The 25,969-nt window shown below is 69.4% G+C and carries 23 protein-coding genes and 1 other RNA gene; 12 read left to right on the forward strand and 12 right to left on the reverse strand.

The window, feature by feature from the left end:
* Positions 1–17 precede the first annotated feature (17 nt).
* Positions 18–752 carry an SDR family oxidoreductase gene (locus tag AC1PMG_RS08760; protein WP_342072037.1) on the forward strand — a complete coding sequence of 245 codons (735 nt, stop codon included), beginning with the start codon at positions 18–20 and terminating at the stop codon, positions 750–752.
* A complete protein-coding gene (locus AC1PMG_RS08765; protein ID WP_481111335.1) occupies positions 746–2,203 on the forward strand; it encodes an efflux transporter outer membrane subunit in 1,458 nt (485 codons plus the stop codon). The genes AC1PMG_RS08760 and AC1PMG_RS08765 overlap by 7 nt, the downstream gene beginning before the upstream one ends.
* 379 nt (positions 2,204–2,582) lie before the next feature.
* Here the strand turns inward: AC1PMG_RS08765 and AC1PMG_RS08770 are convergent, their stop codons facing one another.
* From AC1PMG_RS08770 to ssrA, 4 genes are all read right to left on the reverse strand, one after another.
* Entirely contained in the window at positions 2,583–3,575 is a 993-nt protein-coding gene (locus AC1PMG_RS08770) for a GGDEF domain-containing protein (protein ID WP_342072035.1), read from the reverse strand.
* 505 nt (positions 3,576–4,080) lie between these two features.
* Entirely contained in the window at positions 4,081–4,311 is a 231-nt protein-coding gene (locus tag AC1PMG_RS08775; protein WP_481111336.1) for a hypothetical protein, read from the reverse strand.
* Positions 4,312–4,621: 310 nt separating this feature from the next.
* Positions 4,622–5,131, reverse strand: coding sequence for an SHOCT domain-containing protein (locus tag AC1PMG_RS08780; RefSeq protein ID WP_481111337.1), 510 nt, complete (start codon positions 5,129–5,131; stop codon positions 4,622–4,624).
* 238 nt (positions 5,132–5,369) lie between these two features.
* Positions 5,370–5,721: a transfer-messenger RNA gene (gene ssrA, locus AC1PMG_RS08785) on the reverse strand.
* Between the two features lie 579 nt (positions 5,722–6,300).
* Here ssrA and AC1PMG_RS08790 point away from each other — a divergent pair.
* Positions 6,301–8,550: a S8 family peptidase gene (locus AC1PMG_RS08790; RefSeq protein ID WP_481111643.1), complete on the forward strand. Its 2,250-nt coding sequence runs from the start codon at positions 6,301–6,303 to the stop codon at positions 8,548–8,550.
* A 702-nt stretch (positions 8,551–9,252) separates the two neighbouring features.
* Here AC1PMG_RS08790 and smpB read toward each other — a convergent pair.
* Entirely contained in the window at positions 9,253–9,756 is a 504-nt protein-coding gene (smpB, locus tag AC1PMG_RS08795; RefSeq protein ID WP_017908548.1) for an SsrA-binding protein SmpB, read from the reverse strand.
* A gap of 59 nt (positions 9,757–9,815) precedes the next feature.
* Between smpB and AC1PMG_RS08800 the strand changes: the two genes are divergently transcribed.
* Complete coding sequence (locus tag AC1PMG_RS08800) at positions 9,816–10,247, forward strand: type II toxin-antitoxin system RatA family toxin (RefSeq protein WP_026144297.1); 432 nt, start codon at positions 9,816–9,818, stop codon at positions 10,245–10,247.
* A 5-nt stretch (positions 10,248–10,252) separates the two neighbouring features.
* Positions 10,253–10,507 (forward strand): RnfH family protein, encoded by a 255-nt coding sequence (locus tag AC1PMG_RS08805; protein WP_267114402.1) that lies wholly within the window; start codon positions 10,253–10,255, stop codon positions 10,505–10,507.
* A 37-nt stretch (positions 10,508–10,544) separates the two neighbouring features.
* Here the strand turns inward: AC1PMG_RS08805 and AC1PMG_RS08810 are convergent, their stop codons facing one another.
* Positions 10,545–10,943: an outer membrane protein assembly factor BamE gene (locus AC1PMG_RS08810; protein ID WP_017908545.1), complete on the reverse strand. Its 399-nt coding sequence runs from the start codon at positions 10,941–10,943 to the stop codon at positions 10,545–10,547.
* A 103-nt stretch (positions 10,944–11,046) separates the two neighbouring features.
* Between AC1PMG_RS08810 and fur the strand changes: the two genes are divergently transcribed.
* Positions 11,047–11,469, forward strand: a complete 423-nt coding sequence (fur, locus tag AC1PMG_RS08815) for a ferric iron uptake transcriptional regulator (protein WP_026143876.1) — start codon at positions 11,047–11,049, stop codon at positions 11,467–11,469.
* A 316-nt stretch (positions 11,470–11,785) separates the two neighbouring features.
* Here the strand turns inward: fur and recN are convergent, their stop codons facing one another.
* The gene (gene recN / locus AC1PMG_RS08820; protein ID WP_481111338.1) at positions 11,786–13,447 is read right to left on the reverse strand and encodes a DNA repair protein RecN; all 1,662 of its coding nucleotides are present in this window, start codon (positions 13,445–13,447) and stop codon (positions 11,786–11,788) included.
* 111 nt (positions 13,448–13,558) lie between these two features.
* Between recN and hrcA the strand changes: the two genes are divergently transcribed.
* The 6 genes from hrcA (at position 13,559) to AC1PMG_RS08850 (ending at position 21,139) form a co-directional block, all read left to right on the forward strand.
* Positions 13,559–14,617 carry a heat-inducible transcriptional repressor HrcA gene (gene hrcA, locus AC1PMG_RS08825; protein WP_481111339.1) on the forward strand — a complete coding sequence of 353 codons (1,059 nt, stop codon included), beginning with the start codon at positions 13,559–13,561 and terminating at the stop codon, positions 14,615–14,617.
* 175 nt (positions 14,618–14,792) lie between these two features.
* A complete protein-coding gene (gene grpE / locus AC1PMG_RS08830) occupies positions 14,793–15,314 on the forward strand; it encodes a nucleotide exchange factor GrpE (RefSeq protein WP_017913573.1) in 522 nt (173 codons plus the stop codon).
* Between the two features lie 145 nt (positions 15,315–15,459).
* A complete protein-coding gene (dnaK, locus tag AC1PMG_RS08835; protein ID WP_279363861.1) occupies positions 15,460–17,385 on the forward strand; it encodes a molecular chaperone DnaK in 1,926 nt (641 codons plus the stop codon).
* Positions 17,386–17,543: 158 nt separating this feature from the next.
* Positions 17,544–18,674: a molecular chaperone DnaJ gene (dnaJ, locus tag AC1PMG_RS08840; protein ID WP_342072025.1), complete on the forward strand. Its 1,131-nt coding sequence runs from the start codon at positions 17,544–17,546 to the stop codon at positions 18,672–18,674.
* Between the two features lie 435 nt (positions 18,675–19,109).
* Complete coding sequence (gene pdxY / locus AC1PMG_RS08845; RefSeq protein ID WP_148829317.1) at positions 19,110–20,030, forward strand: pyridoxal kinase; 921 nt, start codon at positions 19,110–19,112, stop codon at positions 20,028–20,030.
* Positions 20,027–21,139, forward strand: a complete 1,113-nt coding sequence (locus AC1PMG_RS08850; RefSeq protein WP_481111340.1) for a prephenate dehydrogenase — start codon at positions 20,027–20,029, stop codon at positions 21,137–21,139. Before pdxY ends, AC1PMG_RS08850 begins: the two co-directional genes overlap by 4 nt.
* 330 nt (positions 21,140–21,469) lie before the next feature.
* On the opposite strand, the gene AC1PMG_RS08855 is transcribed toward AC1PMG_RS08850, so the two are convergent.
* The 5 genes from AC1PMG_RS08855 to AC1PMG_RS08875 form a co-directional block, all read right to left on the reverse strand.
* A complete protein-coding gene (locus AC1PMG_RS08855) occupies positions 21,470–21,682 on the reverse strand; it encodes a hypothetical protein (protein ID WP_043092188.1) in 213 nt (70 codons plus the stop codon).
* Between the two features lie 118 nt (positions 21,683–21,800).
* Positions 21,801–23,567, reverse strand: coding sequence for an ABC transporter transmembrane domain-containing protein (locus AC1PMG_RS08860; protein ID WP_481111341.1), 1,767 nt, complete (start codon positions 23,565–23,567; stop codon positions 21,801–21,803).
* Complete coding sequence (locus AC1PMG_RS08865; protein ID WP_481111342.1) at positions 23,564–24,157, reverse strand: IMPACT family protein; 594 nt, start codon at positions 24,155–24,157, stop codon at positions 23,564–23,566. The genes AC1PMG_RS08860 and AC1PMG_RS08865 overlap by 4 nt, the downstream gene beginning before the upstream one ends.
* A gap of 61 nt (positions 24,158–24,218) precedes the next feature.
* A complete protein-coding gene (locus tag AC1PMG_RS08870; RefSeq protein WP_481111343.1) occupies positions 24,219–25,379 on the reverse strand; it encodes a hypothetical protein in 1,161 nt (386 codons plus the stop codon).
* Positions 25,376–25,930, reverse strand: coding sequence for an RNA polymerase sigma factor (locus AC1PMG_RS08875; protein ID WP_160946038.1), 555 nt, complete (start codon positions 25,928–25,930; stop codon positions 25,376–25,378). The genes AC1PMG_RS08870 and AC1PMG_RS08875 overlap by 4 nt, the downstream gene beginning before the upstream one ends.
* Positions 25,931–25,969 lie beyond the last annotated feature (39 nt).

Genomic DNA, 25,969 nt, shown 5'->3' on the forward strand with positions numbered 1-25,969 from the left:
TTCTCAGGAGTTTCGCAATGAACGCAGCACACAAGATCGCCCTGGTCACCGGCGCCACCCGCGGCATCGGCCTGCACACCGTGCGGCAGCTGGCCGAAGCCGGCGTGCACACCCTGCTGGCCGGACGCGACGCCACCCGCGCCAGCGCCGCGGCCCTGGAACTGCAGGGCGAAGGCCTGCCGGTCGAGCCGCTGACCCTGGACGTCACCGACGCCGCCAGCATCGCCGCCGCAGTGGAGACGGTGCGCGCACGCCATGGGCGGCTGGACATCCTGGTCAACAACGCCGGCATCCTGCGCGACGACCTGCGCCTGAGCGTGTCGCAGCAGAGCCTGGAGACCTGGCGCGAGACCTTCGACACCAACCTGTTCGGCCTGATCGCGGTCACCCAGGCGTTCCTGCCGCTGCTGCGCGAAGCGCCGGCCGCGCGCATCGTCAACGTCTCCAGCGTGCTCGGTTCGCTGGCGCTGCACAGCCAGCCCGGGTCGCCGATCTACGACTTCAAGGTGCCGGCCTACAACGTGTCCAAGAGCGCGGTGAATGCCTGGACCATCCAGTTGGCCTACGAACTGCGCGAGACCCCGATCAAGGTCAACACCATCCACCCCGGCTACGTGAAGACCGACATGAATGCGGGCGAGGGCGAGCTGGAAGTGGCCGACGGCGCGCGCAGCAGCGTGATGATGGCGCTGCTCGACGCCGACGGCCCCACCGGCAGCTACACCCATGTCGGACAGGTGCTGCCATGGTGATCCGTCCTGTCTTCGGCGCACTGGCGCTGGCGCTGCTCAGCGCCTGCGCCAGCGTCGGCCCCGACTACCACGCACCGGCGCAGCCGCCGGTGACCCTGCAGGGTGCGGCGTCGCCGGTGTTCGCGACCGACTCGCCGGTCGCCTCCTGGTGGGCGCAGTTCGACGATCCGGTGCTGGAACAGCTGGTGCACGACGGGCTGGTCGCCAACCTGGACCTGCGCCTCGCCCTGGCGCGCGTGCACGAGGCGCGCGCGGTCTTCGCCGAGCAGCGCCTGGACCAGGCGCCGCATGTCACCGCCGGCGGCGACTACACCCGCGGCAAGGCCCCGGACGCGGACGCCGGCGGCGCGCGCGTGCTGACCGAAAGCTACCGGCTGGGCTTCGATGCCGGTTGGGAGCTGGACCTGTTCGGGCGCCAGCGCCGCGCCAGCGAAGCGGCGCGTGCGAACCTGGAAGCCGAACAGGCCGGCCTGGCCGACGCCCAGGTCACCGTGGCCGCGGAGGTGGCACGCAACTACTTCGCCCTGCGCGGCACGCAGAAGCGCATCGCCCTGGCGCGGACCACGCTGGACAACCTGCGCGACACCCAGCGGCTGACCGAGACCCGTTGGCGACTGGGCGCCGGCAGCGAACTGGACGTGCAGAGCAGCCGCGCGCGGCTGAAGGCGATCGAGGCCGACATCCCGCTGCTGGAAGTCGATGCCGCACAGGCGCGGCACCGGCTGGCGGTGCTGCTGGGCAAGCCGCCCGGCGCGCTCGATGCACTGCTGGCGCCGCAGCCGACCCCGGCCTATGCACGGGCCTTGCCGCTGGGCGATACCACGCAGTTGCTGCGCCGGCGTCCGGACGTGCGCATCGCCGAACGCCGTCTGGCGGCGGCGACCGCGCGCGTCGGCGTGGCCACCGCCGACCTGTTCCCGCGGATCAGCCTGTCCGGTTTCGTCGGCTTCCTGTCCGGCGATGCCGGCGCCTTGCTGCACGGCCGCAGCAAGGCCTGGTCGCTGACCCCGTCGATCCAGTGGGCGGCATTCGACATCGGTAGCGTGCGGGCACGCCTGCGCGCGAGCGAGGCGCAGGCCGACGGCGCTGCCGCCGACTACGAGAAAGCCGTGCTCGGCGCACTGGAAGACACCGAGAACGCCTTGACCGCCTATGCCCACGAACAGGCACGGCTGGCGATCGTGGCCGAACAGACGCAGGCGGCGCAGCGTGCCGAGGCGTTGGCCCAGATCCGCTATCGCGAAGGCTCGGAGGATTTCCTGACCCTGCTCGATGCGCAGCGCACGCAATTGACCGCCGAGGCGGCCCTGGCCGACGCCGAGGCAGCGGTGAACATCGGCGTGGTGCGGGTGTACAAGGCGCTCGGTGGTTGGGGGCAGGACGCGGGCACGGAGGCTGGCAGGGATGTCGCGACCACCGCGGTGGCGGCGTCTGCGGTGAAGGCGCGCTGACCGGCAGGCCGCGAAGACCGCGGTGCGGGCGGACTGCACGCACCGTGGCCTTCTCGGCACCTCACTTCATCTGCTTTTTGTCAGCATCAGGCCGGTGCGGGTTTCCGTAGGAGCGGCTTCAGCCGCGACGGGCGTTCCCGGTGTGGCCCTTCGCGGCTGCATGACAGTTGACTCCCCCAATCGCTTGCGGCGAGTCCTGCGGGTGCACTGTGGGAGGGACTTCAGTCCCGACGCATTGCGCCATCGGAACGCACGCCACTTCGCGCGGCATCACAGTCGATGCCCACAGGATGCTTCCCGTCATCAGAGCCCCCCTGGTGACAGCGACCGGGCCGAAGACCAGCCGGGCAGGCGGCAGATCGCTGCGGGTGCTGGTCGCTCAGTCCTGCGCCACGTCCTCGGCGATCACATAACGGTCGCGACCGTTGTTCTTGGCCTGGTACAGCGCGGTGTCGGCGCGCGAGAACCAGTCGTGCCACTGCACCTCGTCGCACAGCATCGCCGCGCCCAACGACACGGTGATGGTGCCGTTGGGGCCGCGCAGCGCAGAGCGGGTGGCATCGTGCAGGCGCCTGGCGAAGGCGGACAGTTCGGTCGCGGACTGCAGCCGTGCCACCACCACGAACTCCTCGCCGCCGAACCGGAACACCTCGTCCGGCGCGCGTACCTGCGCGCGCAGCAGCGCCGCCAGCTCGGCCAGCACCCGGTCGCCCTCGGCATGGCCGTAGAGGTCGTTGACCTCCTTGAAGTGATCGATGTCGAGCACGATCAGCCCGTGCCGGCGGGTCGCACGGCGCGGATCGGCCACCCGTTGCGACAGGCTGCGCTCGAGCATGCGACGGTTCGGCAGCCCGGTCAGCGAATCGTGCGACGCCAGTTGCTCCAGTTGCACGCGATCGCCTTCCACCCGCAACGCCAGCATGTAGCCCAGCCCGGTGATCAGCAACGACACCGAGATCATCGAGAAGAAGTGCTCGGCACCCAGGGTGCTCGGGGTCACTACCAGCAGCACCGCGATCAGCGTGGCATTGCAGGCCAGCGCGACATGGCGCGTCACCACGAAGAAATTGCTCATCATCACCAGGTACAGCCACGGCACCGCGGCGTGGCGCAGTGCATGGCAGGCCAGGGCGCTGCCCAGCAACCAGCTCAGCGACAGCAGCGGATCCATGCGGCCGTCGCCGCGGTGCAGCGCCAGCCACGTCGCCAGCGCGGCCAGGCCGGCCAGCGCGGCGCCGGCCAGTGCGGTCAACGGCGCGCCGATCGCCATCTGATAGACGGCGAACAGCAGCAGCACCCCGGCCGTGGACGGACCGAGTGCCTTGATGATGCCGAGCCGGAAGTGCCGACGCAGGGTCAATCCGGCGCTCACGGGGCTGGACTCCGGAGCGGCGCACGGCCATTGCGGGCGGGCTTGCGAGGGCGGGCAATGAGCATGGCGACGTCAGGATGGCGGAGAGGCGTTGCGGTGGCAGATGCAAGTTCCATGCCTGAGGTTCTTTTGTGGTGAATATCCCGAAGCTGACCGGGGCGCAGCGGGATTGCCGACACGCACGGCATCACGACGACGTCGCATTGGCGGAGGGATCGGCGTCGCGCCGATCAACCTGCGCCACGCGGCAGACGTTGTCTGGCGGCGGGTAGGACAGCGCTGTTGCGAGGACGCTCGCACCTGCCTCTAACCCACGGGAGAAGGTGGCGCGCCGCGCCGGATGAGGGGACGGGCGAAGCGGGGCGCTAGCCGGGCGAACCGTACTGTCGTCGCGTGGGGCGGCGCTATGCGCAAATGGACGCAGCGCCGACACGACAGCCTATCTCTGCACCGCTAACGTCGCCGGCGCGATGGGGTCGGCGAGATGCGCCTGCCAGGAGGCGGGTTACGCTTCGCTGCCGTCGATGGCCTTCAGCCCCTTCTGGCTGAGCGCAAGATCGCCGTCCTCGCCTTGCGCCGCGTAGTCCTCGCGCACCGCCCAGGTCGCCTCGGCTTCACTGACCGGGGTGGTGGCATGGATGTCCTGCAGGATGCGCAGTTGTTCCTGGGTCAATGGCATGGCGGATGTCCGAAGCGTGGAGGGCTCCTCACCGTACAGGCTGGTGGTGACGGGCATGTCTGTTCGTTACCGCAATGCGCAATCACCCCACCGCCGTGACGCGATCGTGGCGATCGCTGGATGGGTAAGGGGTTCTCATCGCACGCCCTCGACGCCGCCGACATCATTTCGCAACGCCTCAAGGACGCCGGCGTAACGGGCGCCCACGCATGATGCGCCTACCAGCTGTGCGGCCGGGGCGATGCCTGGGGCTGCTTCAAGGATGCAGGCATCCGCGGCTGGACCACTTTCTTACGCACCGGCAGGCCCAGTGGCCTGCAGGTGCTTTTTTATTGCGAACAATGCGTGAGTGCCGTCTGCGATGCGGCTAGCGCGACAACAGCTTGGTCTTCTGCGCCTGGAACTCGGCCTCGGTGAGCAGGCCTTTCTTCCGCAGGTCGTCCAGCTTCAGCAGCTCGGCGTACAGATCGGGCGACGCGCTAGGTGCGGGCGTAGGCGCACTGGTCGTGGCGTGCGAGGGAACGCTCTCGTTCACCTCGATCTGCATGTCGGCCCGCGGCTGCAGTCCGACGGTTTCGCTCGATCCGTGCGGAACCAGGCGGAACTGATACTCGACATACGGCCACTGGCCTGGTCCGCCAGCATCCATCGATTCCATCGCCACTGGCACCGCCTGCATGTCCTTGGCGGCGGCAAAGGCGTTGGCGGCCAAGAGCGCCTTGCGCTTGGTGGTGGCTGCGCTGGCGAAGACGCCTGCGTGATTCTTGACCGTCACCATCCAGACGCCTGGCGACACCTGCACGAACTCTGGTTCGCCAGCGTGCGCGGTACCGGCCAGCACCATCCACAGCATGGGCGCGAACAGCATGCGTTTCATGATCTTCCCCGGTGAAGTGGTCGCGGTGCCTGTCGGCAGGGCAGGTCGGTGGGCCTTTGCGACCAAGGCGTCCGATCATGGCACGCGGCTGCGCGATGTGGCCGACCAGCGTGGGCAAGCGCGGCGACACCCTGGTGGGTGTGGCACGTGGTTGTGGCCACCATCAGGCACAAAAAAAGCCGGAAGCCTCGATGCGATCGGGATTCCAGCTTCGTTTGCACGTCCATGGACGTTTGGATGGTGGAGGTGGGCGGAATCGAACCGCCGTCCGAAGGCACTCCATCCCCGGCACTACATGCTTAGCTCATCGTTGGATCTCGCCCCGGAACAGCACGATGTGCGAAGCGCATCCCGGGACCAGCCTGCTTGATTTAGCCAATGGCTGACAGGCAGCCACCACCGGCGATTCCGTGATAATGACCCTACGTCGCGAGCACGGACACAAGCGATTTCGGGGCTAGGCCTTAAGCGGCCAGTGCGTAGTTGTCGTCGTTGGCAACTATAAGTTTGCGGCTGGATTTACGAGGAAAGCTGCCCCCTCGGCATGCGCCAAGCGATTTTGCAACCCCCGTCGAAACCAGTGCACCCCCGGGGACAACGTCAAACGCTGACCTGCACAGTGTAGGGATCGGGGAGGCCAGTCACAAGCCTTGAGACGGGCCCCGCTTAAGCTGGCTTCACTGCGACGCCGGCCCTGTCACGCCGCCGTCCCCCAGGCATTCCCCCAGGCATGGAGCAGCGCAATGGCAAGCAGACAGCCGCGTGGCCGCAGCAGCGGGCGTACGCCCAAGACACCCGTCACGTCCTCGACGTCCACGCCCGGCAAGGCGCTGGCCAAGGCGCAGGCGAGATCTGCCGCCAAGCCGACAGCAACAACGCGCAAGACGACAGCGGGTGGCGCGCGTGCTGCCAAGGCAGTGAAGAAGACGACGTCGGCATCGGCAGCTCCATCTACGAAGGCGCCTGCATCGGCAAGGCCGGCAGCACCGTCCAGGTCTCACGCCGCGGCTCCTGGTGCCGGCAGGCCCGCCGCGGCGATGCCCGCCGCCACGCCGCCGGCGAGCAACGCGCTGCGGCCCAAGGCCACCGGCGAAGGTTCGCTGGCGCAGGGGCGGGCACGCACGGTCGTCTACATCCATGGCATCGGCAACAAGCCGCCGGCCGAGGTGTTGCGCTGCCAATGGGATCGCGCGCTGTTCGGCCGCGCGATGGGCGAGCGCACGCGCATGGCCTACTGGGTCAACCGCGAACGCTATCCGTCGCCGGAGCCCGGCGATTGCCAGGACCAGGACCGCGGCCCGGTGCTGAACCAGGCCGAGCAGCGCGTGCTCAGCGCGCTCGGTGTGGCCCCGCAACTGGCCGATCTGCGCCAGCTCGCCGACACGCTGGCCGCCAGCGAGGCCGAGCGCGTACGGCTGCACCAAGTGCTGGACGAGGTGGAGGCGGCGGCGCCGGCACCGGCGGCTGCGGCCGCCGACGTGCACGCGCAGGGCGTGGTCGATGTGCTCAACCGCGCACTGCTGAAGCTGATCTCCGCCGCGCTGCTGCAGGACGTGCACGACTTCTTCTTCGTGCCGGCGCGGCGCACGCAGATGCGCGAGAGCCTGCTGCAGCGCATCCGCGCCGGTGGCGGCCCGTTCGTGATCATCGCGCACAGCCAAGGCTCGCTGATCGCCTACGACGTGCTGCGCGAGCTGCAGCCGCAGGACTGCGAGGTGTCGCTGCTGCTCACGCTCGGCTCGCCGCTGGGGCTGCCGGTGGTGCGCAGCATGTTCAAGGAGTGGACTGGCACGCCGAAGCTGCCGTTTCCGCCCTGCGTGGCGCGCTGGGTCAACGTCGCCGAGCGGCGCGACCCGGTGGCGCTGGACGCCGATCTCAGCGACGACATCGCCGATGCCGGCGGGCGCTTCCAGAACATCGCCGGGTCGAAGATCAACCCGGATTGGCAGCACAACCCGCATTCGGCCGCCGGCTACCTGTCCATCCCCGACGTGCGCGCCGAGGTGAGGCGCGCGGTGGGCGTGGGCTTCGACCAGCCGATCGCGCATCCGGTGCTGATCAAGGACTTGTCCGACCAGTTGGAGGCGCGCGCGCCGGATTATCGGCATGAGGTGCTGATCGAACTGGAGCGGCTGTCCGAGGCCGGCGATCCGGCGCAGCGCAAGCATGAGCTGATCGCCGCATTGCGCACGCTCACCGAGGCCTCCACCGGCCTGCATGGCGAGGCGCTGGATGCGCAGATCGAACTGGAGGACACCCTGCAGCGCTACGTGTCGGCGCGGTTGACCCGGTTCGAGATCGAGAGCCTGCGCGAGCGCTATCGCGACCTCAACCTCAAGCGTTTGTGGCGCGATGCCGGCAAGCGCGCGCTGATCTACCAGTCGCGCAGCACGATCCAGGTGGACGCGGCGCAGGTGGCCTATCGCGCGCTCGGCAGCGGCATCGGCTGGGCGGTGCTGGACAGCGGCATCGCCGCGGCGCATCCGCACTTCCATACCGCCGGGCAACCGGCGACCGTGCTCGCCCAGTGGGACTGCACCCAGCGCGGGCGCCCGCGCGCGCTGCGCCCGGGCGAGGCCGGCTTCGACGCGCTCGACGGCAACGGCCACGGCACCCACGTGGCCGGCATCATCGCCGGGCAATGCGAGGCGCCGCTGCCGGGCGTGCCGACCACGGCGCCGCTGCAGTTCGCCGGCATGGCGCCGCTGGCGCGGTTGTATGGGCTGAAGGTGCTGGACGACGACGGCAACGGGCGCGACTCGTGGATCATCAAGGGCGTGCAGCAGGTGGCTGAACTCAACGAGCGCGCCGGCGAACTGGTGGTGCACGGAGTCAACCTGAGCCTGGGCGGCTACTTCGACGCCGAGAGCTACGGCTGCGGCTTCACCCCACTGTGCAACGAACTGCGCCGGCTGTGGCGGCAGGGCGTGGTGGTGGTGATCGCGGCCGGCAACGACGGCCTGGCCTGGCTGATGCAGGGCGATGGCGAGGCCTACCCGCTGAACCTGGACCTGAGCATCGGCGACCCGGCCAACCTGGAGGAATCGCTGGCGGTGGGCTCGGTGCACAAGAGCAGCCCGCACAGCTACGGCATTTCGTACTTCTCTTCGCGTGGCCCGACCGCCGATGGCCGCTACAAGCCCGACCTGGTCGCGCCGGGCGAAAAGATCCTGTCGGCGCACCACGGCTATGCGCTCGAGGATCCCGGCACCTGGATGGTGGAGATGAGCGGCACCAGCATGGCCGCGGCGCATGTGTCCGGGCTGATCGCCGCCTTCCTGTCGGTACGCCGTGAGTTCATCGGTGCGCCGGATCGGGTCAAGCAACTGGTGCTGGCGCAGTGCCTGGACCTGCAGCGCGATCGCTACATGCAGGGCAGTGGGCTGCCGAGCCTGATGCGGATGCTTGGGGGGACGTGAGTGGGCAGGGATGGGGGATTTGGGAGTGGGGATTCGCAACAGCGGCTTCACGCGTCGCCTGGGCGTTTCGCCAGGGCGGTCTCAGCCGCGAGGCGCTTGGGCTTGGATGATCAGCCATTCGGCTGCTGAAAAGCCGGGGATTCGAAATTTGGGATTCGCAACGGTGGTTTCCTGGGTAGCACGGTCTCCCGTGTGGGAGCGGCTTCAGCCGCGACGCGGTGAGGCCGGGATTGGGGATGGGCGGCAATCGAGGGGCGGAACAGTCTCAGGGGCCGCCCGCCTTTCATGTCGGAATCTGCTTTCGCCGCAATGGCTGACTGCCGATGTTTCCGGATGAGGGCATGAAACGGGTTGCGCGTTTTCTGCGACCGGTGCGCCCCAATCACGTCGCGTTCCGACTTCATCGCGTCGCGGCTGAAGCCGCTCCCACAAGGGCATCCATGCATCGCGGTGCGTTCTTGCGGCTGCCGTGCGTGCCATGGCGTTACGGCGTCGCACTTGCGGCTGAGCTTGTGGGAATGGGAGCCGCCGTTGCGACTCTCCAATCCCCAATCCCGGCTTCACCCGGTCGCGGCTTAAGCCGCTCCTACGGGAAAGGCGAGGCGGGCAGGGCCGCTGGGACGGGCAGGAGATCCGCTGTTGCGAATCCCCAATCCCAAATCCCGGCTTTTCAGCAGCCGAATGGCTGATCATCCCCGCCACTCAGGCATTCTTGTTGTGCCGACGCATGATTCGCTGTTTGTCGCGGGCCCAGTCGCGGTCCTTGGCCGCGTTGCGCTTGTCGTGGTCCTGCTTGCCCTTGGCCAGCGCGATCTCGAGCTTGATCTTGTTCTTGCTCCAGTACATCGCGGTGGGCACGAGGGTGTAGCCATCGCGTTCGACGCGGCCGATCAGCTTGTCGATCTCGTTCCGGTGCAGCAGCAGCTTGCGCGTGCGCCGGTCGTCGGCGACCACGTGGGTGGAGGCCTGGATCAACGGGGTGATCTGCGCACCGAACAGGAACAGCTCGCCCTGGCGCACGAACGCGTAGCTCTCGCCGATGTTGGCGCGGCCGGCGCGGATCGACTTCACCTCCCAGCCCTGCAGGGCCAGGCCCGCCTCGTAGCGGTCCTCCAGGTGATATTCGTGGCGCGCGCGCTTGTTCAGGGCGATGGTCTTGTTGGCCGTCGCGCCGTTTGCTTTATCCTTGACGGGTTTCTTGCTCATCTTGCTATTGTCTCCGATTCGGGGCCTCCCGAACGTCTTGGTCCCACTTCCCGTCCCGAATGCCTATCATCCGCCGCAGCGCTCTGGTCGAACACGCCGCAACGCGCATGTTCGATCTGGTCAACGACGTCGCCGCCTATCCGCGCCGGTTCGCCTGGTGCGACGCGGCCCATATCCTCGAGCAGAACGACCGCGTCCTGGTGGCGCGGCTCGACCTGGGGCTGGGCTCGTTCCGCACCTGGTTCACCACCGAGAACAGCCTGCAGCGCCCGGATCGCATCGATATGCAGCTGCGCGACGGTCCGTTCAAGCGTCTGCAGGGGCAGTGGACCTTCCAGGGCTTCAACGAGCACGCCAGCAAGGTCAGCCTGATGCTCGACTTCGAACCCGCCTCGCGCCTGCTGGGCCCGGCGCTGGCGCTGGGCTTCCAGAGCCTGGCCGACCGCATGGTCAACGACTTCGTGCGCGTGGCCGACCGGGAACAGGCCTAGCCGCCATGCAGGTCGAGGTGGTGCTGGCCTGGCCGGAGCGCTTCGTGTCGCAGCGGCTTGAGCTGCCGGAAGGCGCGACCGTGGCCGATGCGCTGGCCGCCGCCGCGTTGCCCGAAGCGACGCCCGGCATGCCGTGCGCGGTCTACGGCGAAGTCGCCGCGCCGACGCGGCTGCTGCAGGACGGCGACCGGGTGGAATTGCTCAGGCCGTTGCTGATCGACCCGAAGGACGCCAGGCGACGCCGCGCCAAGCCGCGCTGAGCCGCGCTGAGCGGCGGGGCGCGACGCGGACGCCGGCTCATTCGCCGCGGCGCTGCTTCTTCTTGTCCTTGGCCAGGTTGCGGCCGAACTGGCGCACGCTGTTCTTGGCCAGCTCTTCGTCCTGGTCCGGGAAGTAGTCGCCTTCCCAGCGGGTGACCATGTCGTTGTCGAAGAACACGACGAAGTTCTTGATCTCGGTACGGCCAACGCGATCGACACGCTCGGTGGAGGTGTAGTCCCAGCGCTGCGCATGGAACGGATCCGGGATCGAGGGGCTGCCCAGCAGCGCGCTGACCTGCTGCTTGCTCTGTCCGACCTTCAGCTGTTCGACGGCCGACGGCTTGATCAGATTGCCCTGATAGATGGGCTGCTTGTAAATGATGCCGCAGCCAGCGGTGGACAGGGCAACAGCGGCGACCAGCAGGAGATTGCGCATCGGGGACAGGGCTGAATGAAATCACGTCGATGATACACTCCCCGCGACCGCCGCGACCCATTCCCAGGCAGCTGGCGATAAACCAGCTATGAACGGAGACGCCATGGAATCCCACGATCTGCGCAAAGTCGGCCTGAAGGTCACGCACCCCCGGATGCGCATCCTCGAGCTGCTGGAGCAGAAGTCGGCGCGGCACCACATGACCGCCGAGGAGATCTATCGGCAGTTGCTGGACCACGGCGACGAGATCGGCCTGGCCACCGTGTACCGCGTGCTGACCCAGTTCGAGGCGGCCGGGCTGGTGCTCAAGCACAACTTCGAGGGCGGCCAGGCGGTGTACGAACTGGACCGCGGCGGCCACCACGACCACATGGTGGACGTGGACACCGGCAAGATCATCGAGTTCGAAAGCGCGGAGATCGAAGAGTTGCAGCGCAAGATCGCCGCCGATCACGGCTACGAGCTGGAAGAGCACTCGCTGGTGCTGTACGTGCGCAGCAAGCGGCCGAGCGGCAAGAAGGGGTGAGGCTGGCGGCCGGGTCGGCCTTGCCGGCCTGTGTTTCCCTCGGCGCAAGCGCGCTGGGGCTTCGCCACGCACCCTCACCCCAACCCCTCTCCCGGCGGGACAGGGGCTAAGGCTTCTCCCTTCTCCCCTCGGGAGAAGGTGCCCCGCAGGGGCGGATGAGGGTGCGGGTGTCGCCGCGTGGATCGGTCAGCGGGTCGCTCCGCGCCGAACCCTCACCCCAACCCCTCTCCCGGTGGGAGAGGGGCTACGGCTTCTCCCTTCTCCCATCGGGAGAAGGTGCCCCGCAGGGGCGGATGAGGGTCCCGCCGCCGGCCGCTCAGCCCGCGCTGAGCAGCAGCCGCTTGGCGGCGGCGCGGGCTTCCTTGCTGACCTCGACACCGCCCAGCATCCGTGCCAGTTCTTCCTCGCGCTGGCGCGGCGCCAGCAGTTCCACCGAGCTCTGGGTCATGCCTTCGACCGGCGCCTTGCTGACCCGGTAATGGGCGTGGCCCTGGGCGGCGACCTGCGGCAGGTGGGTCACGCACAGCACCTGGCGCTGCTCGCCGAGCGCGCGCAGCTTCTTGCCGACGATGTCGGCGACGGCGCCGCCGATGCCCGAGTCCACTTCGTCGAAGACCATGGTCGGGACCGCGTCCAGGCCCAGCGCGGCGACCTCGATCGCCAGCGAGATGCGCGACAGTTCGCCGCCGGAGGCGACCTTGCGCAGCGCGCGCGGCGGCTGCCCGGCGTTGGCGGCGACCAGGAACTCGACCCGCTCGGCGCCGGCCGGGTCCGGCCGTTCGGTGTCGTGCGGCTCAAGCTGGATCAGGAAGCGGCCGCCGCCCATGCCCAGTTCGCCGATCAGGGCGGTGGTGTCGTGCGACAGCGCTTGCGCGCCACGGTCGCGGGTGGCGGTCAGTGCGGCCGCGGCGTCGCGCCAAGCCTGGGTGGCCTGGGCGATCTCGGCGTCGAGCACGTCCAGCCGCTCGCCGGCGCCGCGCAGGCTCTCCACTTCGGCGAGCAGGGCGTCGCGGTGGTCGGCCAGCGCGTCCACGCCGATGCGGTGCTTGCGCGCCAGGTCGTGCAGGCGGCCGAGCTTGCGCTCCATCTCGTCGAACTGCGCCGGGTCGGCGTCCAAGTCGTCGCGGACCCGGTCGATCAGCGCCAGCGCTTCCTCCAACTGGATGCTGGCGCTGTCGATCAGCGCCTGTACTTCGGCCAGGCGCGGGTCGTACTCGCCGACCTTGCCAAGTTCGTGGCGGGTCTGCTGCAGCAGATCCAGCACCGCCGGCGCCTCGTCGCCGTTGAGCCGCTGCGCCGCGCCTTCGCAGGCGCCGATCAGTGCGGCGGCGTGGGCCTGGCGGCGGTGGTTGGCGTCCAGGGCGGCGATCGCCGCCGGGTCCAGGTCCTCGCGCTGCAGTTCGGCCAACTGGTGCTGCAGGAAACCGATGCGGTCGCTGACGTCGCCCTGCGCGAGCAGGGTCTCGCGCTCGCTGAGCAGACCCTGCCAGCGGGCGGCGGCGGCGCGCACCGCGGCGCGCTCGGCGTCGTTGCGGGCATAGGCGTCGAGCAGGCCGAGCTGGCTGCCGCGCGAGAGCAGGGCCTGGTGTTCGTGCTGGCCGTGGATCTCGACCAGGTGGCCGGCCAGCTCCGCCAGTTGCGACAGGGTCACCGGGCGCCCGTTGATCCAGGCGCGCGAGCCGCCGTCGGCGCGGATCACCCGCCGCAGCTGGCAGTGGTCTTCGTCGTCGAGTTCGTTCTCGCGCAGCCAGGCGCGGGCCTGGGCGGGGGCGACGAACTCGGCCGACAGCTCGGCGCGGTCGGCGCCGTGGCGGACCACGCCGCTGTCGGCGCGCAACCCGGACAGGAAGCCGAGCGCGTCCACCATCAGCGACTTGCCGGCGCCGGTTTCGCCGGACACCACGGTCATGCCGGGGCCGAATTCCAGTTCGGTGCCGCGTACGACGGCGAAATCCTTGATCGAAAGATGTCTGAGCATGGGGTCTGCATCCGGGGCCGCGCAACGCTAGCATGCGCGGGTAGGTGGGCCAATGACTTGCCAAGCCGGCGTGCAGACATTATCTAAGGACCAGTCTCACGGGTTGATTCCATGCGCGCTTCCCCGGTCCATTCCAGCCTCGATCCGCGTGCCCGTCAGCTGCTGCGCACGCTGATCTCGCGCTACATCCGCGACGGCGAGCCGGTCGGCTCGCAGACCCTGGCCCGCCATGCCGGGCTGGACGTGAGCCCGGCGACGATCCGCAACATCCTGGCCGACCTGGAGGACGCCGGGCTGCTGAGCTCGCCGCACACCTCGGCCGGACGCGTGCCCACCGCCACCGGCTACCGGGTGTTCGTCGACAGCCTGGTGCAGATGCGCCCGCCGGCCGAAGGCGAGGTGGCACGACTGCGTGCGGAGATGGCCAATGCCGCCGGCACCCAGGCCTTGCTGGGCAGCGCTTCGGAGCTGCTGTCGGCGATGACCCACTTCGTCGGCGTGGTCAGCGCGCCCAAGCGCGAGCAGTTCGCGTTCCGGCACATCGACTTCGTGCCGCTGGACGCGCGGCGGGTGCTGGCGATTCTGGTGTTCGCCGACAACGAAGTGCAGAACCGGGTCATCGAGCCGCGCAAGGCCTACGAGCCGGGCGAGCTGGAGCGGGTGGCCAACTATCTGAACCGGCATTTCGCCGGGCGCGCGCTGGCCGACATCCGCGCCAGCCTGCTGCGCGACCTGCGCCATGCGCGCGACGAGATGGAGCAGTTGCTGGCGCACAGCGTCGAACTGGCCGAGCAGGCGCTGGCGCCGGCCGGCGACGACATGGTGCTGGCCGGGCAGACCAAGTTGATGGGTGTGCAGGGCCTGTCGGACCTGGAGCGGCTGCGCGAACTGTTCGAGGTCTTCGCCAGCAAGCGTGAGATCCTGCAGCTGCTTGAACGCACCATCCGCGCGCCTGGCGTGCGCATCTTCATCGGCGAGGAGACCGGCATGGTGCCGCTGGAGAGCGTGTCGCTGGTGACCGCCCCGTACATGGCCGGCGGCCAGGTGCTGGGCGTGCTCGGCGTGATCGGCCCCAAGCGCATGGACTACGACCGGGTCATCCCCCTGGTCCAGACAGCCGCCGACGTCCTCGGCGCCCGCCTGGATCCATCCCCACCCGGCGATCGCTGAGCGCAGCGCTGGTCGAAGCGCCGCCGCCTCATCCGCCAGCAGGCCATCCCGCCGCGCCCGGGCGAATCTCCAATCCCCAATCCCGAATCCCCAATCCCAGCCTCACTTGAATCCGCCCGCGCCGCCCACATAGGTGGTCCGGTAAGGCGGGACGTACCCCGCCAGGGATACGGACATGACGCAAGAGCACCCCGAATTCGATTCCGAACACCTGACCGAGGCGCAGCAGCCCTCGACCGATCCGCTGCAGGCGGAGATCGAGACGCTGCGCAGCGAACTGGCCCTGGTCAAGGCCGACGCCCTGCGCGAGCGGGCCGACCTGGAGAACCAGCGCAAGCGCATTGCCCGCGACGTGGAGCAGGCGCGCAAGTTCGCCAACGAGCGCCTGCTCGGCGACCTGCTGCCGGTGTTCGACAGTCTGGACGCGGGGTTGACCGCCGCCGGCAGCGAGCCCAGCCCGCTGCGCGACGGCCTGGAGCTGACCTACAAGCAGTTGCTCAAGGTCGCCGCCGACAACGGCCTGACCCTGCTCGACCCGACCGGCGAGCCGTTCAACCCCGAGCATCACCAGGCGATCAGCCAGGCCGAGGCCGAGGGCGTGGCCCCGGGGCATGTGATCCAGGTGTTCCAGAAGGGCTACCTGCTCAACGACCGCCTGCTGCGGCCCGCTTTAGTGGTCGTGGCCAAGCACGACTGAGCGCGCCGGCCGCCCGCGCCTGAACCCGGCGCGGCGGCGGTGGAACGCTAATTTGCGGCGATGGCTTGAATGACCTGCAGCCATCCCTATATCCGAACCAGATCCCGGCACTGGCCGGCTACACGACCTTTCAGGAGTCATTGCAATGGGCAAGATCATCGGCATCGACCTGGGCACGACCAATTCGTGCGTGGCGATCATGGACGGCGGCAAGGCCCGCGTCATCGAGAATTCCGAGGGTGACCGCACCACGCCTTCGATCGTCGCCTACACCAAGGACGGCGAAGTGCTGGTGGGCGCCTCGGCCAAGCGCCAGGCCGTCACCAACCCCAAGAACACCTTCTACGCGGTCAAGCGCCTGATCGGCCGCAAGTTCACCGACGCCGAAGTCCAGAAGGACATCGGCCTGGTGCCGTACAGCATCGTCCAGCACGACAACGGCGACGCCTGGGTGGCCACCGCCGACGGGCGCAAGCTGGCCTCGCAGGAAATCTCCGCGCAGGTGCTGGAGAAGATGAAGAAGACCGCCGAGGCGTTCCTGGGCGAGACCGTCACCGAGGCAGTCATCACCGTGCCGGCGTACTTCAACGACAGCCAGCGCCAGGCGACCAAGGACGCTGGCCGCATCGCCGGCCTGGACGTCAAGCGCATCATCAACGAGCCGACCGCGGCCGCGCTGGCCTACGGCCTGGACAAGGGCCAGGGCGGCGACCGCAAGATCGCGGTGTACGACCTGGGCGGCGGCACCTTCGACGTGTCGATCATCGAGATCGCCAACGTCGACGGCGAGAAGCAGTTCGAAGTGCTGGCCACCAACGGCGATACCTTCCTGGGCGGCGAAGACTTCGACAAGCGCGTCATCGACTACCTGGTGGAAGAGTTCAACAAGGACCAGGGCATCGACCTGCGCAAGGATCCGCTGGCGCTGCAGCGCCTGAAGGACGCCGCCGAGCGCGCCAAGATCGAGCTGTCGTCCTCGCAGCAGACCGAAGTCAACCTGCCGTACGTCACCGCCGACGCGTCGGGCCCGAAGCACCTCAACATCAAGCTGACCCGGGCCAAGCTCGAGGCGCTGGTGGAGGATCTGGTCAAGCGCACCATCGATCCGTGCCGCACCGCGCTGAACGACGCCGGCCTGCGCGCCAGCGACATCACCGAGGTGATCCTGGTCGGTGGCCAGACCCGCATGCCGAAGGTGCAGCAGGCGGTGGCCGAGTTCTTCGGCAAGGAGCCGCGCAAGGACGTCAACCCCGACGAGGCCGTGGCGCTGGGCGCCGCGATCCAGGGCGGCGTGCTGGCCGGCGACGTCAAGGACGTGCTGCTGCTCGACGTGACCCCGCTGAGCCTGGGTATCGAGACCCTGGGCGGCGTGTTCACCAAGATCATCGAGAAGAACACGACCATCCCGACCAAGGCCTCGCAGGTGTTCTCCACCGCCGAGGACAACCAGTCGGCGGTGACCGTGCACGTGCTGCAGGGCGAGCGCGAGCAGGCCCGCTACAACAAGTCGCTGGCCAAGTTCGACCTGTCCGGCATCGAGCCGGCGCCGCGTGGCCTGCCGCAGGTGGAGGTGTCCTTCGACATCGACGCCAACGGCATCCTGCACGTGTCGGCCAAGGACAAGAAGACCAACAAGGAACAGAAGGTCGAGATCAAGGCCGGCTCCGGCCTGTCGGACGACGAGATCCAGCGGATGGTCGCCGACGCGGAAGCCAACCGCGAGGAAGACAAGAAGTTCCACGAGCTGGTGCAGGCGCGCAACCAGGCCGATGGCCTGATCCACGCGACCCGCAGCGCGATCACCGAGCACGGCAGCAAGGTCGGCGGCGATGTCATCGGCAAGGTCGAGTCGGCGCTGGCGGATCTGGAAACCGCGATGAAGGGCGACGACAAGGGCCAGATCGAGGCCAAGACCAAGGCGTTGGAAGAGGCCGGTCAGTCGCTGTACGCGGCCGCGGCGGCGGGCGAGCAGCAGCCGGGCGGCAACGCCGGCGGCGCGCATGCGTCCTCGGCCCACGCCGACGACGTGGTCGACGCCGAGTTCACCGAAGTCAAGGACGACAAGAAGTAAGCCGGGATTGGGGATTCGGGATTGGGGATTCGCAAAGGCCTTGGCCTGTTGGTTCCCACTCCCATCCCTGTCCATCAAGTTTGTAAAAGCGGAAGAGCCGAGGCTCTCCGCTTTTGCATTGAACGAATCCCGACTCCCGAATCTCGAATCCCCGCCCCATGAGCAAACGCGACTATTACGAAGTGCTGGGTGTGGCCCGCACCGCCAGCGACGACGAGCTGAAGAAGGCCTATCGCCGTTGCGCGATGAAGTACCACCCGGACCGCAATCCCGGCGACCAAGCCGCCGAGGCCGCGTTCAAGGAATGCAAGGAAGCCTATGAGGTGCTGTCCGACGGCAACCGCCGGCGCATGTACGACGCGCATGGCCACGCCGCGTTCGAGCACGGCATGGGCGGGATGGGCGGCGGCCCTGGCGGCCCGGACATGGGCGATATCTTCGGCGACATCTTCGGCAACATCTTCGGTGGTGCCGGCGGTGGCGGACGTGCCCCGCGGCGTGGCGCCGACATCGGCTACGTGCTGGAGCTGGACCTGGAAGAAGCGGTGGCCGGCATCGAGCGCCGCATCGAGATTCCGACCCTGAGCGAATGCGAGCACTGCCACGGCAGCGGCTCGGAGGACGGCAAGGTCGAGACCTGCGTGACCTGCCACGGGCGCGGCCAGGTGCGCATCCAGCGCGGCATCTTCGCCATGCAGCAGACCTGCCCGCAGTGCGCCGGCCGCGGCCAGATCGTGCAGAACCCCTGCGGCGTGTGCCACGGCGCCGGGCGCGTGGAAGAGACCAAGGTGCTGTCGGTGAAGATTCCCGCCGGCGTCGACAACGGCGACCGCATCCGCCTGTCGGGCGAGGGCGAGGCCGGTCCGGCCGGCACCCCGCCGGGCGACCTGTACGTGGAAGTGCGCGTGCGCGAGCACCCGATCTTCCAGCGCGACGGCGACGACCTGCACTGCGAGGTGCCGATCCGCATCTCGCAGGCGGCCCTTGGCGACACCGTGCGCGTGGCCACCCTCGGCGGCGAGGCGGAGATCCGCATTCCGGCCGAGACCCAGACCGGCAAGCTGTTCCGCTTGCGCGGCAAGGGCGTGCGCTCGGTGCGCAGCCGCAGCGAAGGCGATCTGTACTGCCGGGTGGTGGTGGAGACGCCGATCAATCTCACCGCCGACCAGCGCAAGCTGCTGGAGCAGTTCGAGTCCACCTTCACCGGCGAGGACGCGCGCAAGCATTCGCCGAAGTCGGCCACCTTCATCGATGGGGTGAAGGGGTTCTGGGACCGGATGACGTCGTGACGTGAGCCGGGATTAGGGATTCGGGATTCGGGATTAGGGATGACCAGCCTGCGGCTGTTGGAAGCCGGGATTCGGGATTGGTGATGACCAGCCTGCGGCTGTTGAGAGCCGGGATTCGTGATGGTCCCGGTGTTGTTTCCCGCAGTGCTTTTGTGGGAGGGGCTTCAGCCCCGACGCTTTACCGTTAAAGCGTCGCGGCCGAAGCCGCTCCTACAAGTGGAATACTTCGCCGCTGAGCGGAGTGAGAAATAGAAATTCTTGATTCCGGATGGTGTTTGGACTTCTCCCGCATCCTGGCCCCGTTGTAGGAGCGGCTTCAGCCGCGACGCTTTCTCGTCGGAGCGTCGCAGCTGAGGCCGTTGTTGCTGAAAGCCTCCGCAACACCGCGCATGCGCGCGCCGCTGAGCGTCCTTGCGCCAGCGCTACACTAAGGCGATGAATGCTTCCGCCGACAGCTCCGCCGCAAGTCATCTCATCCATGGTCGCCGCCAGCGCCCCGACGGGCCGGTGCCGGTCGACGTCATTTCCGTGCAGTCGCAACTGGTCTACGGCCATGCCGGCAATAGCGCGGCGGTGCCGCCGTTGCGCGCGCTGGGCCTGCGTGTGGCGGAGATCCCGACCACGCTGCTGAGCAATGCGCCGTTCTACGCGACCTTGCGCGGCAAGGTGCTGCCGTCGGACTGGTTCGCCGACCTGTTGCTCGGCGCCAGCGAACGCGGCCTGCCGCAACGCGCGCGCATGCTGGTGTCCGGCTACTTCGGCAGCGTCGGCAATGGTGCCGCTTTCGCCGACTGGCTCGACGCCACGCTGCCGCAGTGCCCGACGCTGCGCTACTGCCTGGACCCGGTGATCGGCGATACGCATACCGGTCCCTATGTGGAACCGGGCCTGGAAGCGATCTTCGCCGAACGCCTGCTGCCGCACGCGTGGCTGGTGACGCCGAATGCGTTCGAACTCGGCCGCCTGACCGGCATGCCGGCACTGGCCCAGGACGAGGCGATCGCCGCGGCGCGCGTGTTGCTGGCGCGCGGCCCGCAGTGGGTGCTTGCGCATAGCGTCGGCGGCGACGCCGGACAATTGGTGACGCTGGCGGTGAGCCGCGAGGCGGTCTACCGCTGGTGCTCGCCCTTGCTGCCCGTGGATGTCGCCGGTACCGGCGATGTGCTGATGGCGCTGCTGGTGGCCTTCCTGCTGCGCGGCGACAGCTTCGAGGCGGCGATCGGTCGCGCCATCGCCGGCGTGCATGCGGCGCTGGAGGCGACCCTGGCCGCGGATGTGGAAGAGCTGGACGTGCTGGCGGCAGCGCCGGCCGCGCTGGCCACGCCGTTGCGCTTCGTCGCCGAGCGCCTGGCGTGAGCCTGCGCCCGGTCGTCGGCATCGTCGGCAGCGCCGGCGCCTATGGCCGCTGGCTGAGCCGCTTCTTCCGCGAGCGCATGCAGTTGCAGGTGATCGGCCACGATCCGGCCGACCCGCAGTCGCTGGCGCCGGAGGCGCTGCTGCAACAGGCGCAGGTGCTGATCTTCTCCGCGCCGATCCGGCACACGCCGGCCTTGATCGGCGAATACGTGCAGCGCGCCGGCGGCCGCGAACACGGCCAGCTGTGGCTGGACGTCACCTCGGTCAAGGCCGCGCCGGTGGCGGCGATGCTGGCCTCGCAGGCGGAAGTGGCCGGCCTGCATCCGATGACCGCGCCGCCGAAGTCGCCCACGCTCAAGGGCCGCGTGCTGGTGGTGTGCGAGGCGCGGGTGGCGCAATGGCAGCCCTGGCTGCAGCAGCTGTATGCGGCGCTGGAAGGCGAGTGCGTGCGCACCACGCCCGAGCACCACGACCGGGTAATGGCCCTGGTGCAGGCGATGGTCCACGCCACGCACCTGGCCCAGGCCGGGGTACTGCGCGAGCATGCGCCGGCGCTGGGGCCGTTGCAGGCCTTGCTGCCGTACCGCTCGGCCTCGTTCGAACTGGATACCGCGATCATCGCGCGCATCCTGGCCCTGAATCCGGCCATCTACGAAGACATCCAGTTCGGCAATCCGCATGTCGGCGATGTGCTGGACGGGCTGATCGCGCAACTGTCGCGGCTGCGCGATCAGGTCGGCCGTGGCGACGACGCGGCGCGCGCGCAGTTTCGTGCCGAGTTTCTCGATGCCAACCGGCAGGCGTTGGGCGAGGCGGCGATCGCGCAGGGCAACTACAGCTATGAACGGGTGGGGTACTTGCTCGCCGATCTGACCGAGCAGGCCACGCTCAGCGTGTACTTGCCGGAAGACCGCGCCGGCTCGCTGCGCGCGCTGTTGCACGTGTTCGAGCGCCATGGCGTCAACCTCGCCTCGATCCACTCCTCGCGCACGCAGGCGGGCGAACTGCATTTCCGGCTCGGTTTCGATCCGGACAGCGACGCAACCGCCGTGCGCGCGGCCGCGGCGGAGATCGATGCCAGCGGGATCGGGCGCGTGTTGACGGGTTGATTGGCGCGGCGCTTGCCGATTGCCCAATTTCTTGAGTTCACGTGGTCGCGGCTGAAGCCGCTCCTACGAAAGCCGGAAGCGACCCTCGTAGGAGCGGCTTCAGCCGCGACCGCGCAATTCCCGAGACGCGTGGAGGGAAACCACCACCACCTGCTCGCAATTCATCCACAGCGCATGTGGATGGCCGCTGCGCAAACATGTGGATAACTGTCGGCGCGCCTTGCGCGGCAAGCCTGTCAAGAGGTGTGGCGAAAAATTCACCAGTTTGCCGCCAGTGCCCCGAACGCCAGTGGCGATGACAGGGCACGGCGGCATACCGTGGTAGCGACGCTAGACCGCGGTCAGGGTCAACTCGCCACCGGTGGTGACGAACTGCTGGCCGCGGCGGATCAGCTTGCGGCCGTCGGCCAGTTCGTAGCGCAGTCCGCTGTCGGCGTGCGGGTCGTGCTGCGCCTGCTGCTGGCGCGGCGCATCGTCCTGGAATTCGGTGATCAGATAGGTCTCGCCGTCGGGACCGAGGGCGGGCAATTGGCGAAAGGACATCGGAAGCCTCCTGTCGAACGCTGCATCGAATGCGGTGCGCCTCGGCGGCGTTCGCGACACGCGCGGACCGCAGCAGACGCGGCTCGACCGTAGTCCTGCCGCCGTTAGCGCGGCGTGCTCAGTCGATGAACTGCAGGCGAGCGAGTTCGGCGTACAGCCCGTCCTGTGCCAGCAGCTCGGCATGGGTGCCCTGGGCGACGATGCGGCCGTGGTCCATCACCACGATGCGGTCGGCTTTGAGCACGGTGGCCAGGCGGTGCGCGATCACCAGGGTGGTGCGCCCGGCCATCAGCCGCTCCAGCGCCTGCTGCACGGCATGTTCGCTCTGCGCGTCCAGAGCGCTGGTGGCTTCGTCCAGCAACAGGATCGGCGCGTCCTTGAGCAGGGCGCGGGCGATGGCGATGCGCTGCTGCTGGCCGCCGGACAGGCGCGCGCCGCGCTCGCCCAGTTCGCTGGCATAGCCGTCGGGCAACTGCCGCAGGAAGGCATCGGCTTCGGCCGCGCGCGCCGCGGCCTCGACTTCGGCTTCGCTGGCCTCGAGCCGGCCATAGCGGATGTTGTCGGCGGCGCTGGCGGCAAACAGGGTCGGGTGCTGCGGCACCAGCCCGATCGCCGCGCGCAGCTGCGATGGGTCCAGCGTGCGCAGGTCCAGGCCGTCCACCTGCAGGCTGCCCGATTGCGGATCGTGGAAGCGCATCAGCAGCGCCAGCACCGTGCTCTTGCCCGCCCCGGAGGGGCCGACCAGGGCCACGCTTTCGCCGGGCCGCACGTGCAGGTCGAAGCCGTCCAGCGCTGGGTGATCGGGGCGCTGCGGGTAGCGGAAGCTGACGTTGTCGAAGCGCACCTCGCCAAGCAGGGGCTGCGGCAACGCGCGCGGCTGCGCCGGCGCGACGATTTCGGGGCGCTCCTGGAACAGTTCGGCGATGCGGCCCATGCCGCCGGCCGCGCGCTGCAGGTCGTTCCAGACTTCGGCCAGCGAGGCCACCGAGCCGCCGCCGAACATCGCGTACAGCACGAACTGGCCGAGCGCGCCGGCGCTCAGTTCGCCGGCGGCGACCTCGTGCGCGCCCGACCACAGCACCAGCACGATGGCGCCGAAGATCAGCACGATGGCCGCGGCGGTGATCATCGCCTGTGCGCCGACCCGGCGCCGCGCCACCGCAACGGTCTGCGCCAGCGCCTCGCCGAAGCGGCCGCGTTCGTAGCCTTCGCGCGCGTACGCCTGCACCGTGCGCACCGCGCCCAGGGTCTCGGCGGCCAGGGTGTTGGCGTCGGCGACGCGGTCCTGGCTGGCGCGCGAGATCTTCTGCAGGCGGCGCGCGCCGAGCACGATCGGCAGGACCGCCAGCGGGATGCCGAGCAGGGTGTAGGCGGCCAGGTGCGGGCTGGTCACGCACAGCATCACCACGCTGCCGACCGCGGTGACCGTGCTGCGCAGCGCCACCGACATGGTGCTGCCGATCACCCCGCGCAGCAGTTCGCTGTCGGCCGACAGGCGCGAGACCAGTTCGCCGCTGCGGTTGCGGTCGTGGAAGCCGGCGTGCAGGCCGATCAGGTGCGTGTACAGGCGCTCGCGCAGGTCGGCGACCACTTTCTCGCCGAGCAGCGACACGAAGTAGAAGCGCGTGGCGGTCGCCACCGCCAGTACCAGCGCGACCGCGAACAGCAGGGCGAACGACTGGTTGATGCGGCTGCTGTCGCTGAAGCCGTGATCGATCATCTGCCGCACCGCCACCGGCAGGCTCAGCGTGGCGCTGGAGGAGATCGCCAGCGCCACCAGCCAGGCGACGAGCAGGCCGCGCCGGCGACGCACGAACGGCCACAGGGTGCGCAGGCTGCCGAGCCTGCGCAGCGACTTGGCCTGGTCGGCCGACGGGGTGTTCATGCGGGGGCGGGTTCCGAACAGCGGACCCGATTGCGAGTGGCGTCGCGCAGGCGGGTTTTCAAGGCGTCGACGCGATCGCTGGGCAGGCGCAGGCGCAATTCGGCGCCGCCGGCATCGAAGCGTTCATCGAGTTTCTCCGCGGCGCAGGCGCTCAGTGCGGCATGCACCGCACCCAGGTCGTCGAAGCCGCAGTGCAGGGTGAGCAGGCTCAAGGCCAGCAGCGGTTGCCGCGGCGCCAGGCGCAGGCACTCGGCCGCGCTGCCGCCGTAGGCGCGGACCAGGCCGCCGGCGCCGAGCTTGATGCCGCCGTACCAGCGCGTGACCACCACCACCACGCGGTCGAAGCCCTGGCCGTCGATCGCCGCCAGGATCGGCCGGCCGGCGGTGCCGGCGGGCTCGCCGTCGTCGCTGGAGCGGTACTCGTCGCCGTGGCGGTAGGCCCAGCAATTGTGGGTGGCGTCGGCCACCATCACCTGCTGCACGAACGCCAGCGCTGCGCCGGCCTCGGCGATCGGCGCGGCGTGGGCCAGGAAGCGGCTGTGCTTGATCTCCACGATGTGGCTGACGGGGTGCGGGAGCGTATCGGGCATCGGGAGCATTGTAGACGAGGCGCGCGGCCGGCCTGCGGCGCAGGCGCCGGCAGCGCACGGCTCAGTCCTGCAGCAGCGTGCGCAGGTCTGCGGGCACCGTGCGGTGCGGGTGGGTGCGCTGGAAGCGCAGCAGGCTGGCGCGGGCGACGTCCAGTTCGCCGCCATCGCGGCGCTCGCGGATCCGTTGCAGCCAGCGCCGCGGGGGCAATTGCGCGTCGTCCTCCACGGCGACTTCCACTGCGGCCGCCGAGGCGCCAGCGGAGGACCGGGGCTGTGCCGATGCGGCGGCGGGCGCGGCAGACGATGTGGAAGGTTGCAGCGACAGCGCCTCCGACGATCCGGTGGCAGCGGCCTGCGTGCGCGCGGCGGCCGCCAGCTTGGCCTGGCGGGCGTCGTCGGTGGGCGCGTTGCGTGCCCAGGTGTCCTGCGTCGTTGCCGCGCGCGCCGGTGCGCGCAAGGCCATGGCGGCGGGGGCGTCTTGCTGTTCGGCGGCCGATTCAGGAGACGGCTCGCTAATGTCCGCCGCGATCGCCGGTGACGGTGGCGGTGGTGCCGGGGCCGGGGCCGGCGGTGCAGCGGGCGCCACCATCGCCGGTGGCGCGGGAGGGGCCAGGTTCTTCGCGGGCACCGGCTTGCGCGCCTGCGCCTCCGGCAGCGGCGCGGCAGGTGCTTCGGCTTCCCTGCGCGCCGAGGCCACAGCGGCGGGCGCTGTGGCCTCGGGGGCCGCCGGCGCGGTGGCATCCGACGCCGGCTCCGCGGAGGGCGGTGCCGGCGATGCGGCTGGTGCAGAGGGGGCGTCGGTGGCGGGCGTCGCTGCTGGAGCAGGCGCTGCCGACGGCATCGGCGCCAAGGGCACCGGCGGGCGTGCGCGCCAGGCGATGCCGGCCACCAGCACCAGCGAGGCCGCCAGGCCCAGCCAGGTCGGCCAGCGTGACCGCGACGCCGATGCGGCGGGGCGGGATGCAGGCGCGGGGTCTCGTTCGGCCGAGGTGGGGGTGGCTGGGGGGATGGACGCTGGCATCGCGGCGGTGGCCTGCGCCCGCGCCCGTTCGGCGGCGCTGCTGGGATACTCCGCGATCTCGACGGCGCCCGGCGCGACTGCCGCGCGGGCAGCAGCCAGGATCGCCGCATCCAGCGCTGGGGGCGGCAATGCCTGCTGGCCCAGGCGCAGGCGTTCGGCGAGCGCGCGCTCTTCCGGGGTCAGCGGTTCGTCGGCGCTCATCCGCCCAGCCTCGCGCGCAGTTTGTCCATCGCATAGCGCAGCCGCGACTTGACCGTCTCGCGGCCGACGCCGGTGATCTGCCCGATCTCGTCCAGGCTCAATTCCTGCTCCAGGCGCAGCAGCAGCACGTCGCGTTGCTCCTCGGGAAGCGCATCCAGCGCCAGTTGCAACTGGCGCCGTTGTTCGAAGGCGGACAACTGCCGCTCCGGGGTGTCGGGGTCCTGCACGCGGGCGGTGCGCAGGTCGGCGTCGGCCGGCGCCGGCGGGCGGTGCTTGGCCGCGCGCCAATGGTCGCCGAGTCGATTGTGGGCGATGCGCAGCAGCCAGGTGGTGAACGCGGCCTGCGGCTGCCAGTCCAGGCGTGCGGCGATCACCCGCTGCCACACGTCCTGGAACAGTTCTTCGGCCAGCGCCCGGTCGCGCAGCTGCCGCAGCAGGTACTGGTACAGGCGGCCGCGATGGCGCAGGTACAGGGTCTCGAACGCGCGTGCGTCGCCGGCGGCATAGGCCAGCATCAGGGCTTCGTCGCTCGCTTCGACCGGGGCGTCCACGGCGGCAAGCCTAAGCGTTCGCCGGTCCGCCGCATAGTC

This window comes from Xanthomonas sp. NCPPB 2250 (assembly GCF_056725265.1).